Genomic DNA, 15,738 nt, shown 5'->3' on the forward strand with positions numbered 1-15,738 from the left:
TCCGGGTGGGCTACGGAGCCGGGTCCTGGTGCCGTACGACGGTGTCGGGGCCCGGTGACATCAGGGTCTCGTGGCCGTCCTCGAAGCGGACGCGGTACGGCGGCCCGCCGTCCGGGCCCAGTACCTCGACGATCTGCGCGATCCGGTCGTGCTGCCCGACGATCCTGCCGTGCACCACCAGGTCGTCGCCTACGGTCGCACGCATCTCCAGTGCCCCCTCGTCCCGCTCAGTGGTCGCGATCTGTGGCCGCAAGTGTACGACGTGTGGCGGGAGTTGGGGCCCTGTCGGGCGAGTGACCGGTCAGCCGCGGGCCCGTTGGGTGACCGCGATGCAGGCGAGGACGGCGACCGCGGTGAGCGGGGCCGCGACGGTGAGGTGCTCGCCGAGCAGGAAGAGCGACCAGACCAGTGTCAGGAGCGGCTGGGCCAGCTGGAGCTGGCTGGCCTTGGGGACGCCGATCGCCGCCATCCCCCGGTACCAGACGACCAGGCCGAGGAACTGCGAGCCGATCGCGGAGTACAGCAGGCCCGCCGTGCTGTGCCCGGTCAGGTGGAAGGACTCGTGGGGCAGGGCCACGAGCGCGCCCGCGACGTTGAGCGGCAGGCACAGGACCAGCGCCCAGCCGATCACCTGCCAGCCGGGCATCTCGCGGGCCAGCCGACCGCCCTCGGTGTAGCCGGCCGCGCAGATCAGCAGGGCGCCGAAGAGGTAGAGGTCGGCGGTGGTCAGGGCGCCGCCGCTCTGCTGCACGGTGAACGCGATGACCACGGCGGCCCCGGCGAGCGCCGCCGCCCAGAACGCGCGCGAGGGGCGCGCCCCGGTGCGCAGCACCGAGAAGACGGCGGTCGTCAGGGGGAGCAGCCCCACGACCACGGCCGCGTGCGCGGTGGTCGAGGTCTGCAGGGCGAGCGTGGTGAGCAGCGGGAAACCGACGACCACACCGGCGCCCACCACCGCGAGCCCCGCCCAGTGCCTGCGGTGCGGGACGACGACGCGCAGGGCGAGCAGAGCGCTGCCCGCGACGAACGCGGCGAGCACGCCGCGCAGGGTCACGAAGCTCCAGGGGCCGATGCCTTCGAGACCCCAGGCGGTGGAGGGGAAGGTGAGCGAGAAGGCCGTCACGCCGAGGGCGGCCATCACGGTGCCGGCTCGGTGCGTGCCCGCGGGGGCCGGGCCCGGGGTCGGCCCCGGCGCCGGAGTCGGGGGCGCGGTCTCGGAGGCCGGGACCGCTATCCGGGTCGGGCGAGTAGCGCTATCCTGTGCTGTCATGCATGACAGTAGCAGCGTGGGTGAACTGGTGAAAAGCCTGCGAGAGGAGCTCGACCGCTACTCTCCGGGTGGAAAGCTGCCATCGAGCCGGGCCTTGGTCGAGCGGTTCAGGGTGAGCCCGGTGACCGTGTCCCGGGCCCTGGCGCAGCTGGCCGCCGAGGGGCTGGTCGTCACCCGCCCCGGCGCGGGCGTCTTCCGCGCCGAGGCGGCCGCGCCCGCCGAGCCCGTCGGCGACACGTCCTGGCAGGAGGTGACGCTGAGCGCCGACGCCGCCGCGGAGCTGGTGCCGCGCTCGGTCGACGCGTCCGGGGTCCTCGCCACCCTCGCCGCGCCGCCGCCGGGCATCATCGAGTTCAACGGCGGCTACCTCGACCCCGCCCTGCAGCCCGAGCGCGCGATGGCGGCGGCCCTCGCGCGGGCGGGACGGCGGCCCGGGGCGTGGGGGCGCCCGCCGGTCGACGGCCTGCCCGAACTGCGCGAGTGGTTCGCGCGGGGGATCGGCGGGGCGATCACGGCCGCCGAGGTGCTGATCACGGCGGGCGGCCAGAGCGCGCTCACGACGGCGCTGCGGGCGCTCGCCCCGCCCGGGGCGCCGGTCCTCGTCGAGTCCCCCACGTATCCGGGCATGCTGGCCATCGCCCGGGCGGCGGGGCTGCGTCCGGTGCCGGTGCCGGTGGACACCGACGGGGTGCGCCCCCAACTCCTGGCGGCCGCCTTCGAGGCGACGGGAGCCAAGGTCTTCGTCTGCCAGCCGCTGTTCCAGAACCCGACCGGCGCGGTGCTGTCCGCCGAGCGCCGCCCCGAGGTCCTGCGGATCGCCCGCGCGGCGGGGGCGTTCGTCGTCGAGGACGACTTCGTGCGCCGCCTCGTCCACGAGGACGCGGGCCCGCTGCCGCGCCCGCTCTCCTCCGACGACCGCGACGGCGTCGTCGTCCACGTCTGCTCGCTCACCAAGGCCACCTCGCCCAGCTTCCGCGTCAGCGCGCTCGTGGCCCGCGGTCCGGTCCTTGAGCGGCTGCGCGCCATCCAGGTCGTCGACCACTTCTTCGTGCCGCGGCCGCTGCAGGAGGCGGCGCTCGAACTGGTGGGCTCCCCGGCCTGGCCGCGCCATCTGCGGGCGGTGGCGGGGGAGTTGAAGGAGCGCAGGGACACGATGACGGCGGCGCTGCGGCTGCGCCTGCCGGAGCTCGCGGTGCCGCACGTCCCGGCGGGCGGCTACAACCTGTGGCTGCGGCTTCCCGACGGCGCGGACGAGTCCGCGTTCGCCTCCGCGGCCCTCCGCGCGGGGGTTGCCGTGGCCCCCGGCCGCCCGTACTTCGCGGCCGAACCCCCGGCGGGACACGTCCGCCTGAGTTTCGCGGCGGTCGCCGGGCTGGGGGAGATCACGGAGGGGGTACGGCGGCTGCGGGTGGCCTGCGACGAAGTGCTGGGGTGAGCGAGGGGTGCCGTCCGCCGGCCGCGGGCGCCCGTCCCGCCAGGTGAAATCCGCTCGACGCGATTCGGTGGCCGCTGCCAGGCTCGTGCCCATGAATGACAGTGCCACGTATGACAGCGCCACGTTTCCCGACGGCTACGAGATGTCCGCCGACCCCGCCCGCATCGACGCCGCCCGCGTCCACCACTGGCTCTCCACCGACGCGTACTGGGCGCTCGGCCGCACGCGCGAGAAGCAGGACGCGGCCATCGCAGGATCGCTCAACTACGGTGTATACGAGGGGAGTTCGGGTGCGGGGGAGCAGGTCGCGTACGCCCGGGTGGTGACCGACCGGGCCACCTTCGCGTGGCTCTGCGACGTGTACGTCGCCCCCGAAGCGCGCGGCAAGGGGCTCGGCACCGCGCTCGTGGGCGCGATCTGCGAACACCTGGAGCCGTTCGGGGTGCGCCGGATGCTGCTCGCCACGGGCGACGCGCACGGCGTCTACGAAAAGCTCGGCTTCAAGGGGCTCGAAGCCCCGGAGAAGTGGATGGCGCGCGGCAACCAGTAGGGGTCCGCCCGCGGCGAGGCTGGAACTTCGACATGCGCCCCCTCCCGACCGTCACCCTCACCCGGCACGGCGGCCGCTGGAACCTCCGGCTCGATCCAGCCGGTGGTACTCCGTGACGAGCAGCAGGTCCTTGGCCGGACCGCCGACCCGCCACCGGGTGCGCCAGCGGTCCGCGTCGACCACCTCGAACTCGCCGCGGTAGAGGTCGCGCACGCAGGGGTGCTCCGTCGTCCAGCGGCCCGAGCGCAGGTCGAGGTCGTGGAAGAAGCGTCCGTCGGCGAACTCCACGCGTGCGGTGCCCGCCGCCTCACCGGGCAGGAAGCGCAGCGTGCGCTCGGCGGGGCGGGCGGTGCCGCGCCAGGTGAAGGTGCCGGACTCGTGGTGGAGGAGTCCGCCGGCCTCCGGGGCGGGCAGCGGCGAGAAGAGCGTCGTCCCGGTGAAGCGGCCCTCGGAACCGTCCGCGAGGTCGTACACCGTGCGCTCGACACGCCACTGCCCGGCGAGGTGCTCCAGAGCCCGGGGCACGGGATGGAGAGCCTGGGGCGCGGGATGAGAGGACATACCCGCAGGTTACGCGGGCCAATACATCTAGGCCCTAGCCGTTCACCACCGTCAGGCTGCGCTCGTCGTAGCGCGGGCCCGCCACCTCGTCCGCGGGCGCCGCCGCGTCGATCGCGGCGAGATCGTCCGCGGACAGCTCGATCGCGACGGCCCCGACGTTCTCCGTCAGGTACTTCTCGCGGCGCGTGCCCGGGATCGGCACCACGTCGTCGCCCCGGTGCTGCACCCAGGCCAGCGCCAGCTGCCCGGCCGTGACGCCCTTCTCGGCGGCGAGCGCGTGCAGGGTCTCCACTATGGACAGGTTCTGTTCCAGGTTGCCGTCCGCGAAGCGGGGCTGGGTGCGGCGCAGGTCGTCCTGCGGGAGCCCGTCCAGCGAGGTGTAACGGCCGGTGAGGAAGCCGCGCCCGAGCGGCGAGAACGGCACCAGGCCGATGCCGAGCTCACGGCAGACCGGCACGATCTCCGCCTCCAGGTCCCTGGTCCACAGCGACCACTCGCTCTGCAGCGCCGTGACCGGGTGCACGGCGTGCGCCCGCCGGATGGTGCGCGCACTGGCCTCGGAGAGCCCGAGGTGGCGCACCTTCCCGGCCGCGACCAGCTCGGCCATCGCGCCGAAGGTCTCCTCGATCGGCACGGTCCTGTCCACCCGGTGCAGGTAGTACAGGTCGATGTGGTCGACGCCCAGACGGCGCAGCGAGGCGTCACAGGCCTCGCGCACGTACGCAGCGTCGCCCCGGATGTGCGGCGCCTCGCCGAGCCGGTTGGCGAAGCCGAACTTCGTGGCGACGACGGCCTGTTCACGACGGGCGCCGTCGAGCGCACGGCCGATGAGCTGCTCGTTGTGGCCGTTGCCGTAGAAGTCGGAGGTGTCGAGCAGGGTGACGCCGAGGTCGAGGGCGCGGTGGATCGTCGCGACCGACTGCGTGTCGTCCGACGTGCCGTAGCCGTGGCTCATCCCCATGCAGCCGAGGCCCTGCGCCGAGACGGTCAGCGCGCCGAGACGGCGCGTGGGAAGGCTGGTCATGCGGGTACCTCCTGGGATGTTCCGGGTGATCCGGGATCTTCCCCGTGATCGAGAACGACACTAGGAGTTGGAGCGGACTCCAGGTCAAGGCGTGATTCTCCGGAGAACCGGAGGCCGGGTACGGGGGCTGGCCCCAGGGGCGTTCGGCCCGCCAGCACGATGGTCCGGCGGCGTGGACCTTCCTAGCGTGGTGATCAACCCGCAGGCCGGGCGACCGGACCAGGGACCGTCGAAACGAGGAGCACCATGCGCGTCGCGTCAGCAGTCACCGCGGGACTGGGTCTTGTCGCGTTACTCGGGGGATCGGTGGCCGCCGCGGAGAGGCCCGCATCCCCCGACAGGCTGCGGAAGACGCTCGGTTGGGGCCCCTGCTCCGCCGGCCAGAAGGAACTGAACGCGGCGGGCGCGCAGTGCGCGAAGGTGACCGTGCCTCTCGATCACGCGGACCCCGGCGGCCGTACGATCGAGATCGCCGTCTCCCGCATCAAGGCGAAGTCACCGGGGAAACGGCGCGGCATCCTGCTCTCCAACCCGGGCGGCCCGGGCGGCACCGGGCTCGCCAACACCCTGGCCCTGCGGCCCGCGTTGAAGGACGTGGCGGACCGCTACGACCTGATCGGCTTCGACCCCCGCTTCCTCGGCGAGAGCACGCCCCTCACGTGCGGCAAGGCCCCCAGGCCCACGCCGCCCGGCGCGACCACCACCCCGCGCAGGGACTTCGAGGACTCGGTGCGGTCGTCGCGCGACACCGCGCGCCGGTGCCAGGAGCACGGTGACAACGCCACGTTGCTCCCGCACGCGTCGACGCGGAACGTCGCCCGCGACATGGACGCGATCCGCGCGGCGCTCGGCGAACGCAAGCTGTCGTACTACGGCATCTCGTACGGCGCCGACCTGGGCGCCGTCTACACCCAGCTCTTCCCGCGGCGGGCGGACCGGATCGTCCTGGACTCCTCGACGGATCCGGCGGCCACGCAGTACGAGCTGTTCCAGCGGTCGGGGGCGCCGGCGGAAGCCGCGCTGCGCGGCCTCGACGGTCAAGTGGGCGCGGACGTAAGGGCGTTGCTCGCACAGGCCGAACGGCACCCCATCGCCGTCAAGGGGCAGCGCCTCAACGCCCCGGTACTGCGGATGATCCTCAAGCAGCTCGTCCAGCACGAGGAGTACGACCCGCAACTGCTCAGTGTCGTGGCCGATGTGAAGAAGGCCGCCGCGGGCGAGGAGGTCGAGCCGGGACCCGCGCTCGCCGCAATGCTGGAGCTGCTCTCCTCGCCCGAGCTCGCGGACAGCATGGTGGGCGGCGCGATCTTCATGTGCGGCGACGGGGGCTGGCCCGCGGGCGGGTGGCCGAAGAATCCCGCGACGTACTGGAAGAACATGCAGCGCAGCCGGGCCGCTCAGCCGGTGTTCGGGCCGTACGTCAACGGGATGATCGCCCCGTGCGCGTTCTGGCGGGGCGAGCCGCGCGAAGCAGGCACGGAGATCGGCAACGACGTGCCGCTCCTCATGCTCCAGGCCCGCCACGACAACAACGTCCCCTACGAAGGCGCCCTCGCCCTGCACGCGAAGCTCACCGCCTCCCGCCTGGTGACGGCCGACATCCGCTCGCACGGCGTCTACGGACGCGGCATCGAGGGGCTCACCCCCGTCCCGTGCGCCGACCGCACGGTCAACACCTACCTGCGTGACGGGAAGCTGCCCGCGGCGGACCGCACGTGTGCGAAGCCGGAGGGTTCCCGATGACGCGGATCAGCAGGCGTACCGGTCTTACGGCCACCGCGGCGGCACTGTTCACGGGAGCGGCCGCCGCCCCCGCTTCCGCCACTCCCGCCCCCTCCCGGCGGCACCGCGCCCTCCAGCACCACGTCGACGCGATCCGCGCCACCGGCGCGACCGGCGTCATCGCCGAGGTGAGCGGCGGCCCGCTGGGCCGCACGACCGCCCGCGCGGGCGTCGCCGACCGCACGGCCGGGCAGCCCGTGCCCTGGGGCTCGTACTACCGCATCGGCAGCGACACCAAGACGTTCACCGCGACGGTCGTCCTCCAACTCGTCGGCGAGGGACGCCTGAAGCTCACCGACACCGTCGAGCGGTGGCTGCCCGGAGCGGTCCGCGGCCACGGCAACGACGGCCGCCGGATCACGGTCTCCAACCTGCTGCGGCAGACCAGCGGCCTCAACGACTACATCAGCGCGGACAGCGGGGACTTCACGCCCGAGGCGTACCGGCGCAACCGCTTCCGCTCGCAGACTCCGGAGGAACAGCTCGCGGTGGCTCTCGGCGCGCCGCCGCAGTGGCTGCCCGACGCCGACGACCCGGCGGGGGAGCGGCGCTGGGAGTACTCCAACACCAACTACGTCGTCGCCGGGATGATCGTCGAGGCGGTCTCCGGGCACCCCTGGGCCCAGGAGGTCCACGAGCGGATCATCGAACCGCTCGGTCTGCGCGACACCTTCGCGCCGGGCACCTCGGCGTACGTGCCGCGGCCGACAGCCACGGGCTACACGTACTTCCCCGGGGAGACCCGCCCCATCGACACCACGCTCGGCTTCGGCGGCGGAGCCGACGGCTGTCTGATCTCCACGACGCGCGACCACGGCGTCTTCTTGCGCGCGCTGCTGGGCGGCCGGCTGCTGCGGCCCGCGCAGCTGACGGCCATGAGGCGGACCGTGCCGGTGAAGGACTGGATACCCGCCGACGGGGTCCGCTACGGCCTGGGCATCGCGTGGCGGCCCGTCGCCGGGCGTGCGGACGGCCTCTGGTTCCACGGTGGCACGAGCCTCGGCTGTGTCAGCGAGGGCGGCGTGACCCCGGACGGCACGACATCCGTGACCAGCGCGGCCTTCACTCTGCGGATCGACAGCCCCGAGCCCCATGAGGCGCAGGCGCGGGCGACGCTCCGGATGGTGGACGCGGTGTTGAGTCCGGGGCTGGGGCCGTAGCCGGGTTCGGGTTCGGGTTCGGGGTGAGTGTCGGCGTGCGCGTCGCCAGCAGGGTGCCGAGTGCCGCCACCACGGCCAGGGCCGTCAGCGTCGGGGGCATCGCGGGGAGGAACGCGTCGCCGGGCCGGCGTGGATGACCCGCCGCGGGGGAGGCGAGCGCGGTCATCAGCGTGGTCGCCAGGGCGATGCCCAGCGCCGGGCCCACGTTCATCGCCGTCTGCTGGAGGCCGCCCGCCACCCCGGCGTCGGCCACCGGCGCATGGCGTACGACGACAGCCGTGGCCGCGACCATCACCGTCCCGAACCCCGCCCCCACGAGGACGAACGCGCCGCCGGCCGCCACCGGTCCCGACGCCTCGTCAAGGCGGGAGAGGGCCAGCACGCCGAGGGCGAGCACCGCCATGGCGCCGGTGAGCGTCCGGCGCGGGCCCGCCCGGCGCAGCAGGACGGCCGAGAGCGGCGCGCCCACCACCATCATCACGGCGAGCGGCAGGGCGGTGAGCGCGCTGTGCAGCGGGTCGAGCGCCAGCACGTCCTGGAGGAAGTACGTCGCGACGTAGAGCGCCCCGAACATCGATGCGGACGCCGTGACGAGCACGCCGAGCGCGGGGCCGACCGCGGCCGAGTGGAGCAGGCGGGGCGGCACCAGCGGCCCCGCCGTACGCCGTTCGTGCCGGACGAACGCGCCGCCCGCGACCACCGCCACCAGGGAACCCGCCGCGGTGGCCGTCGTCCAGCCGCTCTTCGGGACGCCGACCAGCGTGTGCACGAGGCAGGCGAGCGCGAGCGCGAGCAGCCCGGCACCGGGCAGGTCGAGCCCGGGCGCCGGTCCTTGCCCGCGCGGGTCCGGCACGCGCACGACCAGCGCCAGGACGCCGATCACGAGCGCGGGCACGACGCTGAGGAAGAACACGGAGCGCCAGCCCAGGTGGGTGGCGAGTGCCCCGCCCAGTACGGGTCCCGCTGCGGCCGCGAGGCCGATCGCGCTCGTCCGCAGCGCGATCGGCATGCCGAGCCGGTCGGGCGGGAACGCGGCCCGCAGCATGCCGAGCGTCGCGGGCTGCAGCAGCGCCCCGAAGACCCCTTGGGCGACGCGCAGCGCGATCACCGAGCCGACGTCCGGGGCGAGGCCGACGCCCGCGGAGGCGGCGGCGAAGCCGAGCGTTCCGACGGCGAAGAGCCGCCGGTGCCCGTACCGGTCGCCGAGTCGCCCGGCGAAGACGAGCAGGCTCGCCACGGCGATCAGATATCCGGTGCTTGTCCACTGCACCTGGGCGAACGAGGCGTCCAGGTCGTGCCGCAGAGCGGGCTGGACGACGGTCAGCACGGTGCCGTCCAGTGCGACGACCATGGCGCCGACCACGCTGCAGGCGAGGGTGAGGGTCCGCCCGACCGCGTTCGGCCGGGTCATGTGCGCTCCGGCCCGAGGTGCGCCTGGAGCGCGGCGTCGATCAGCGGCTCCACGTCGTCCGCGCCCGAGGCGAGACGCAGGCTGCCCCACCCCCACAGCTGCGCGATCCCGTGCAGGTTCGCCCACAGCGCGGCCGCGGCGACCCGCGCCCCCGAGCCGGCGGCGGCGGGCCGGGCCTCGGCGACGAGTCCGACCAGGACGTCGAAGAGCGGCAGGCTGGTCTCCCGCAGGCCGAGCTGATTGCTCTCCAGGAGGTCGTGGCGGAACATCAGCTCGAACATGCCGCGGTGCGCCGCGGCGAACCCGAGGTACGCGCGGCTCAGCGCCTTCAACCGCGTGCGCGCGTCCCCGTCGGCCCCGTCCCCCGCGGCCTTCTCCGCCTCGGCCGCCAGCTCGGCGAAGCCGCGCCGGGCGATGGCGGACAGCAGCGCCACATGTGTGGGGAAGTGGCGCCGGGGCGCTCCGTGCGAGACCCCGGCCCGGCGGGCGATCTCCCGCAGCGTCAGCGCCTGCACCCCCTGCGCCGCGAGGAGCTCCACCCCCACGTCCACCAGCCGGGCCCGCAGCCCGGCGTCCTGTTCGTTCCTGCCCGCCGTTTCCGTCATAGACACTGTCTACTACATCGCGTAGACAGTGTCTACGAAGATTGGGGGCCCGAGGGCCCTGTCCGGGACGGGGGAGGTAGGAGATATCTTGATGTCGAGCAATGTTGCAGACGCGGAGCGGAGCACCCGGTGACTGACTCGACCATCATCTACACCCACACTGACGAGGCCCCGGCCCTGGCGACCCATTCGTTCTTGCCGGTGATCCAGGCCTACGCCTCGACCGCCGGGGTCAGCGTGGAGACCCGTGACATCTCGCTCGCGGGGCGGATCATCGCGAGCTTCCCGGAGCGTCTGGAGGAGGGCCAGCGCATCAACGACGCCCTCGCCGAGCTCGGCGAGCTCGCCAAGACGCCCGGGGCGAACATCATCAAGCTGCCCAACATCTCGGCCTCGATCCCGCAGCTGAAGGCCGCGGTCGCCGAGCTGCAGGGCCAGGGCTACGCGCTCCCCGACTACCCGGACGACCCGAAGACCGACGAGGAGCGCGACATCCGCGCCCGCTACGACAAGGTCAAGGGCAGCGCCGTCAACCCGGTCCTGCGCGAGGGCAACTCCGACCGCCGCGCCCCCGCGTCGGTCAAGAACTACGCCAAGGCCCACCCGCACCGCATGGGCGCCTGGACGGCCGACTCGAAGACGAACGTCGCCACCATGGGCGAGAACGACTTCCGCTCCACCGAGAAGTCCGCCGTGATCGCCGACGCCGGTTCGCTGCGCATCGAGCTCACCGGTGACGACGGCTCCACCACGGTCCTGCGCGAGTCCGTACCGGTCCTCGCGGGCGAGGTCGTCGACGCCTCCGTGATGCGCGTCGCCGCCCTGCGCGAGTTCCTCAAGGAGCAGGTCGCCCGCGCCAAGGCCGAGGGCATCCTCTTCTCCGTGCACCTCAAGGCCACGATGATGAAGGTCTCCGACCCGATCGTCTTCGGCCACGTGGTCCGCGCCTTCTTCCCGAAGACCTTCGCGGCGTACGGCGACGTCCTCGCCGCCGCCGGCCTGACCCCGAACGACGGTCTGGGCGGCATCTTCAAGGGCCTGGAGTCGCTCCCCGAGGGCGAGAAGATCAAGGCGTCCTTCGAGGCCGAGCTGGCCGAGGGCCCCGAGCTCGCCATGGTCGACTCCGACAAGGGCATCTCGAACCTGCACGTTCCGAGCGACGTCATCGTCGACGCCTCCATGCCGGCCATGATCCGCACCTCCGGCCACATGTGGGGCCCGGACGGCGGCGAGCACGACACCCTCGCGGTCCTGCCGGACAGCAGCTACTCCGGCGTCTACCAGGTCGTCCTCGACGACTGCCGCGCCAACGGCGCCTTCGACCCGTCGACGATGGGCTCGGTCCCGAACGTCGGCCTGATGGCGCAGAAGGCCGAGGAGTACGGCAGCCACGACAAGACCTTCGAGATCCCGACCACGGGCAACGTCCGGGTCCTCGACGGCGCGGGCAACGTCGTCCTGGAGCAGACCGTCGCCGCCGGTGACATCTTCCGCATGTGCCAGACCAAGGACGCGCCGATCCAGGACTGGGTCAAGCTCGCCGTCACGCGCGCCCGCGCCACCGGCAACCCGGCCGTGTTCTGGCTCGACGAGAGCCGCGCCCACGACGCCGTGCTCATCGGCAAGGTCGAGCGCTACCTCGCCGACCACGACACCGACGGCCTGGACATCCGGGTCATGTCGCCGGTCGACGCCACCGCGTTCTCCCTGGAGCGCATCCGCCGCGGCGAGGACACCATCTCCGTCACCGGCAACGTCCTGCGCGACTACCTCACCGACCTGTTCCCGATCCTGGAGCTGGGCACCAGCGCCAAGATGCTGTCGGTCGTCCCGCTCATGAACGGCGGCGGCCTCTTCGAGACGGGCGCCGGCGGCTCCGCCCCGAAGCACGTCCAGCAGCTGGTCAAGGAGAACTACCTGCGCTGGGACAGCCTGGGCGAGTTCCTCGCCCTCGCGGTGAGCTTCGAGCACCTCGCCACCACCACGGGCAACGCCCGCGCGCAGATCCTCGCCGACACCCTGGACCGCGCCACGGCGACGTTCCTGGAGAACGACAAGTCGCCGAGCCGTCGCCTCGGTGGCATCGACAACCGCGGCAGCCACTTCTACCTCGCCCTGTACTGGGCCCAGGAGCTGGCCAGGCAGACCGACGACGCGCAGCTCGCGGAGGCGTTCGCGGCCCTGGCCAAGACGCTGACCGAGCAGGAGCAGACCATCGTCGACGAGCTCGTCGCGGTGCAGGGCTCCCCGGCCGACATCGGCGGCTACTACCAGCCGGACGCCGCCAAGGCCGCCGCGGTCATGCGCCCGTCCGCGACGCTCAACCAGGCGCTCTCGATCCTGGGCTGACGCTCCCGGTACGCAGTGAACACAGGGGCCTCCCGCCGATGTGGCGGGAGGCCCCTTCGCGTACGACGTGACGATGCGGTGCTACGAGCGGCGCCGGGGCTTGCCGCGCTTGGCGGGCTTGGGCCGGGCGGCGGCGCCGCGCTGCGGCTTCCCGGCCGTCCTGCCCCCCGACTTGCTCCCCGCCTTGCCCGCCGCGGGCTTCCGCCTCGGCTGGGCCGCCGCCTTGGCCTGCTTCTTGGCCGGGGCCTGGGCGCGGCCCCGCGAGCTGTTGACCGTCCGGCCGCGGACGATCCCGATGAAGTCCTCGACCAGATCGGTGGTCTCGTGCTCCGGCCACGACAGGGCGACGCGCGACTCCGGGGCGTCCGTCACCGGGCGGTAGGTGAGGTCCTTGCGGTGGTACAGGCGGGCGAGCGACTGCGGGACGACGAGGAGACCCACGCCCGCCGCGACGAGCTCGACGGCGTCCTCGGTGGTCGCGGGGCGCTCGTGCGCGGCCCGGCCGGGCCGCCGCTCCCACTCCAGGGTCTCGTCGAGCGGGTGGAACACGATCTCGTCGGCCAGGTCCTCGCAGGACACCTCGTCGACCGCGGCCACGACGTGGTCCTTGGGGGCCACGACGACGGTGGTCTCGGTGTAGAGGGGGATCGCGCTGAGGTCCGTACGGTCGAAGGGCAGCCGCACGAAACCGGCGTCTGCGCCGCCCGCGCGCAGCACGCCGGGCGCCTCGTCGGCGGAGACCGGGAGGAGGGTCAGTGGGATGTCGGGCAGCCGCTCGTTCCAGATCCGCACCCATTTGGCGGGCGTCACTCCGGGGACGTAGGCGAGCCGGAACGAAGGGGAGCTTTCCGAGCCTGTCACCTCGCCAGGCTACCCGGCGTGGTCAGGAGTAGCGCACATGCTCGATACCCTTGACCCATGACGTCGCACCAGACCACCCAGACCATGAAGCCCGCGACCGCGGCGAAGAAGCTGGGTGTGTACCTCGAGGCCACGCCCGCCGAGTTCCAGGAGGGTGTCGTCTCGCGCAGCGAGCTGAACGCGCTGCAGACCGACCCGCCCGAGTGGCTGCAGGAGCTGCGGCGCAACGGCCCGCACCCCCGCCCCGTCGTCGCGGCCAAGCTCGGGATCTCCATCGCGGGCCTCGCCCGCGGCGGGATCACCGAGGCGCTGACCACGGAGCAGATCGACGCGCTGAAGGAGGAGCAGCCCGGCTGGCTGCGCCAGGAGCGCGCCACCCAGGCCGAGGTCCGCAAGGAGACCGTGCGCATCAAGGAGAAGCGGGCCGAGCAGGCGGAGAAGCGCGCGGCACGCGGCGAAGACGGCCGCTGACCCCCGCTGCCCCCCCCCGGCTGACCCCTGCTCCGCCGACTCCGGCCGCTCCTTGCTCCTGAGGCGGTCAGCCTCCCGTACGGAGCGTGCGGAAGAACCTGCGTACGTCGGCCACCAGCAGGTCCGGCTGCTCCATCGCCGCGAAGTGACCGCCACGGTCGTACGTCGTCCACTGCACGATGTTGTTGGTGCGGTCCGCGATGTGGCGCAGCGGGATGAAGTTGTCGCGGGGGAAGTCGGCCAGGGCGGTCGGCGTCGGTGACGGCGCGGGCGGGTTGCCGGTATAGGCGGCCTGCGCCCGCTCGTAGTAGATCCGGGCGGACGAACCCGCCGTGCCGGTCAGCCAGTACAGCATCACGTTCGTGAGCATCCGGTCCCGGTCGACGGCGTCCTCCGGACGGTCCTCGGAGTCGGTCCACTCCTTGAACTTCTCGACGATCCAGGCCAGTTGGCCCACCGGCGAGTCCGTCAGGCCGTACGCGAGGGTCTGCGGGCGGGTGGCCTGGATGTCGGCGTACCCCTGCCGGTCCCGGCTCCACGCCCGCATCCGCTCCCAGGAGGCCAGCGTCCGCTCGCGCTCTTGAGCGTCGAGCGCGGCCAGCTCCCGCGCGTCCGGCTCGTGGGTCTGCGCCGAGTTCGGCAGCAGGTTCAGATGGACGCCGATGACGTGGTCCGGCCGCAGCCTGCCGTGCTCGCGGGAGATGCCCGCACCCCAGTCGCCGCCCTGCACCCCGTACCGCTCGTAGCCGAGCCGTGCCATGAGTTCGGCGCAGGCGAGGGCGACCCGCCGGAACTCCCAGCCGGTCTCCCGGGTCGGACCGGAAAGGCCGAACCCGGGAATGCCGGGGAGTACCAGGTGGAAGGCGTCGGCCGGATCGCCGCCGTGCGCCCGCGGATCGGTGAGCGGGCCGACGACGTCGGCGAACTCCACGATCGAGCCGGGCCAGCCATGGGTCATGAGGAGCGGCGTCGCGTCCGGCTCGGGGGACCGGATGTGGGCGAAGTGGATGTTCGCCCCGTCGATCGTGGTCGTGAACTGCGGCCACTCGTTCAGCGCGGCTTCGGCGGCCCGCCAGTCGTACGCGTGCCGCCAGTAGTGCACGAGTTCCTTGAGGTAGTCACGGGGGATGCCGTACGCCCAGCCGACTCCGGGCAGTTCGTCGGGCCAGCGCGTGCGGTCGAGCCGGGCGTGGAGGTCGTCCAGATCCGCCTGGGGTATGTCGAGGCGGTAGGGCCAAAGGGTGCTGTCGTCCAAGGTCGTCATCGCTGCGCATGCTACGTCGGGTGCCCCGGCCCGCCCCCTATGACCTGGATGATCGCCCGTGGCGGAATCCCACGGCCGGACCCACGGCACTTCGGAAGGCGTCGGCGGCCCGTGTCATCCCGTCATCCCGGCGAGCGCGGCCCGCAGCGCCGCGTTGAAGCGGTGGGGGAGCTCTTGGTGCGGCATGTGGCCGGCGTCGCCGATTACGTCGAGCGTGGCGCCCGGGGTGAGGGCGGCGCAGGCGCGGGCCACCTCCACGGGGATCGCGGTGTCCAGTTCGCCGTGGAGGTAGTGGACCGGTGTCCGCAGCCCCGGCAGCGCGGGGCGCGGGTCGTAGCGGTGGGCGGTGGCCTGGTGCGCGTCGATGTGGACGCCGGATGCCAGGATCTGGCGGACGGTCCGGTCGATGAGGGCGGGCGCGGTGCCCGGCGCGAACCAGGTGGGCACCCAGTCGGCGACCGTGCCGGCCCGGTCGCGGCGCAGGGCGGCGACGAGTTCCGCCTGGGCCTGCTCTGACGGCCAGTACCCGGGCGCGTCCACCGAGACGATGCCCGCGATCAGCTCGGGCCGCCGTACCCCCAGTTCGACGGCGAAGGCCCCGCCGATCGACGAGCCGACGACCACGGGCCGCGCCAGCCGCAGCGCTTCGGTCAGCGCCACCAGGTCGTCGACCACGTCCGGGACGGTGTTGCCCCGGGCCGGGTGGGCCGACCGCCCGCAGCCTCGCCAGTCGACAGTGACCACCCGGTGGTCCCGGGCGAACTCGGGCACCTGGGCGTCCCAGGCCCGCCCGCTGGTGCCCCACCCGTGCAGGAACAGCAGCGCGGGGCCGCTCCCCTCGTCCTCGTAGTGCAGGGTCGTGTCGTTGACGTCCAGGCTGGGCACGGTTCTCCTCGGCCTCGTGGGCCCCGGCGGGGGCCGCGCGGTGGGTGATGGCCTTAAGCCAACCGCGGTCGCTTCCGCCGGCCAAGAGGCACTTCGCGCGTGCAGCGATC

General features: G+C 73.1%; 15 protein-coding genes. 6 read left to right on the forward strand and 9 right to left on the reverse strand.

Annotation, left to right across the window (positions count from 1 at the left end; translation table 11 throughout):
- Positions 1 to 10: 10 nt before the first annotated feature.
- The gene (locus tag ACFVYL_RS28535) at positions 11 to 205 is read right to left on the reverse strand and encodes a DUF1918 domain-containing protein (protein ID WP_389720867.1); all 195 of its coding nucleotides are present in this window, start codon (positions 203 to 205) and stop codon (positions 11 to 13) included.
- A gap of 96 nt (positions 206 to 301) precedes the next feature.
- Positions 302 to 1,270 carry a DMT family transporter gene (locus ACFVYL_RS28540; RefSeq protein WP_389720869.1) on the reverse strand — a complete coding sequence of 323 codons (969 nt, stop codon included), beginning with the start codon at positions 1,268 to 1,270 and terminating at the stop codon, positions 302 to 304.
- On the opposite strand from ACFVYL_RS28540, the gene ACFVYL_RS28545 reads away from it, so the two are divergent.
- Complete coding sequence (locus ACFVYL_RS28545) at positions 1,269 to 2,705, forward strand: PLP-dependent aminotransferase family protein (protein WP_389720871.1); 1,437 nt, start codon at positions 1,269 to 1,271, stop codon at positions 2,703 to 2,705. The genes ACFVYL_RS28540 and ACFVYL_RS28545 overlap by 2 nt on opposite strands.
- A gap of 91 nt (positions 2,706 to 2,796) precedes the next feature.
- Positions 2,797 to 3,255, forward strand: coding sequence for a GNAT family N-acetyltransferase (locus tag ACFVYL_RS28550; protein WP_389720873.1), 459 nt, complete (start codon positions 2,797 to 2,799; stop codon positions 3,253 to 3,255).
- 57 nt (positions 3,256 to 3,312) lie between these two features.
- Here ACFVYL_RS28550 and ACFVYL_RS28555 read toward each other — a convergent pair whose 3' ends face one another.
- Together ACFVYL_RS28555 and ACFVYL_RS28560 are read right to left on the reverse strand one after the other, a co-directional pair.
- Positions 3,313 to 3,816 (reverse strand): DUF6314 family protein, encoded by a 504-nt coding sequence (locus ACFVYL_RS28555; RefSeq protein ID WP_389720875.1) that lies wholly within the window; start codon positions 3,814 to 3,816, stop codon positions 3,313 to 3,315.
- A 34-nt stretch (positions 3,817 to 3,850) separates the two neighbouring features.
- On the reverse strand, positions 3,851 to 4,840 hold the full coding sequence (locus tag ACFVYL_RS28560) for an aldo/keto reductase (RefSeq protein WP_389720877.1): 990 nt from the start codon (positions 4,838 to 4,840) through the stop codon (positions 3,851 to 3,853).
- Between the two features lie 246 nt (positions 4,841 to 5,086).
- Between ACFVYL_RS28560 and ACFVYL_RS28565 the strand changes: the two genes are divergently transcribed.
- Positions 5,087 to 6,583: an alpha/beta hydrolase gene (locus ACFVYL_RS28565; protein WP_389720879.1), complete on the forward strand. Its 1,497-nt coding sequence runs from the start codon at positions 5,087 to 5,089 to the stop codon at positions 6,581 to 6,583.
- Entirely contained in the window at positions 6,580 to 7,782 is a 1,203-nt protein-coding gene (locus ACFVYL_RS28570; protein WP_389720881.1) for a serine hydrolase domain-containing protein, read from the forward strand. The genes ACFVYL_RS28565 and ACFVYL_RS28570 overlap by 4 nt, the downstream gene beginning before the upstream one ends.
- Here the strand turns inward: ACFVYL_RS28570 and ACFVYL_RS28575 are convergent.
- Both ACFVYL_RS28575 and ACFVYL_RS28580 read right to left on the reverse strand, forming a co-directional pair.
- Positions 7,685 to 9,193, reverse strand: a complete 1,509-nt coding sequence (locus tag ACFVYL_RS28575) for an MFS transporter (RefSeq protein ID WP_389720882.1) — start codon at positions 9,191 to 9,193, stop codon at positions 7,685 to 7,687. The genes ACFVYL_RS28570 and ACFVYL_RS28575 overlap by 98 nt on opposite strands.
- A complete protein-coding gene (locus ACFVYL_RS28580) occupies positions 9,190 to 9,798 on the reverse strand; it encodes a TetR/AcrR family transcriptional regulator (protein ID WP_389720884.1) in 609 nt (202 codons plus the stop codon). The genes ACFVYL_RS28575 and ACFVYL_RS28580 overlap by 4 nt, the downstream gene beginning before the upstream one ends.
- Before the next feature lie 129 nt (positions 9,799 to 9,927).
- On the opposite strand from ACFVYL_RS28580, the gene ACFVYL_RS28585 reads away from it, so the two are divergent.
- A complete protein-coding gene (locus ACFVYL_RS28585; RefSeq protein WP_389720886.1) occupies positions 9,928 to 12,147 on the forward strand; it encodes an NADP-dependent isocitrate dehydrogenase in 2,220 nt (739 codons plus the stop codon).
- Positions 12,148 to 12,228: 81 nt separating this feature from the next.
- Here the strand turns inward: ACFVYL_RS28585 and ACFVYL_RS28590 are convergent, their stop codons facing one another.
- On the reverse strand, positions 12,229 to 13,008 hold the full coding sequence (locus tag ACFVYL_RS28590; protein ID WP_389720888.1) for a LysR family substrate-binding domain-containing protein: 780 nt from the start codon (positions 13,006 to 13,008) through the stop codon (positions 12,229 to 12,231).
- Between the two features lie 57 nt (positions 13,009 to 13,065).
- Here ACFVYL_RS28590 and ACFVYL_RS28595 point away from each other — a divergent pair, with 57 nt between their 5' ends.
- Entirely contained in the window at positions 13,066 to 13,479 is a 414-nt protein-coding gene (locus tag ACFVYL_RS28595) for a DUF5997 family protein (protein WP_389720890.1), read from the forward strand.
- A 67-nt stretch (positions 13,480 to 13,546) separates the two neighbouring features.
- Here ACFVYL_RS28595 and ACFVYL_RS28600 read toward each other — a convergent pair whose 3' ends face one another.
- A complete protein-coding gene (locus ACFVYL_RS28600) occupies positions 13,547 to 14,743 on the reverse strand; it encodes an epoxide hydrolase family protein (RefSeq protein WP_389720892.1) in 1,197 nt (398 codons plus the stop codon).
- Between the two features lie 114 nt (positions 14,744 to 14,857).
- A complete protein-coding gene (locus ACFVYL_RS28605) occupies positions 14,858 to 15,628 on the reverse strand; it encodes an alpha/beta fold hydrolase (RefSeq protein WP_389720894.1) in 771 nt (256 codons plus the stop codon).
- Positions 15,629 to 15,738: the final 110 nt, after the last annotated feature.

This window comes from Streptomyces sp. NPDC058308, assembly GCF_042880275.1.
Classification (GTDB): domain Bacteria; phylum Actinomycetota; class Actinomycetes; order Streptomycetales; family Streptomycetaceae; genus Streptomyces.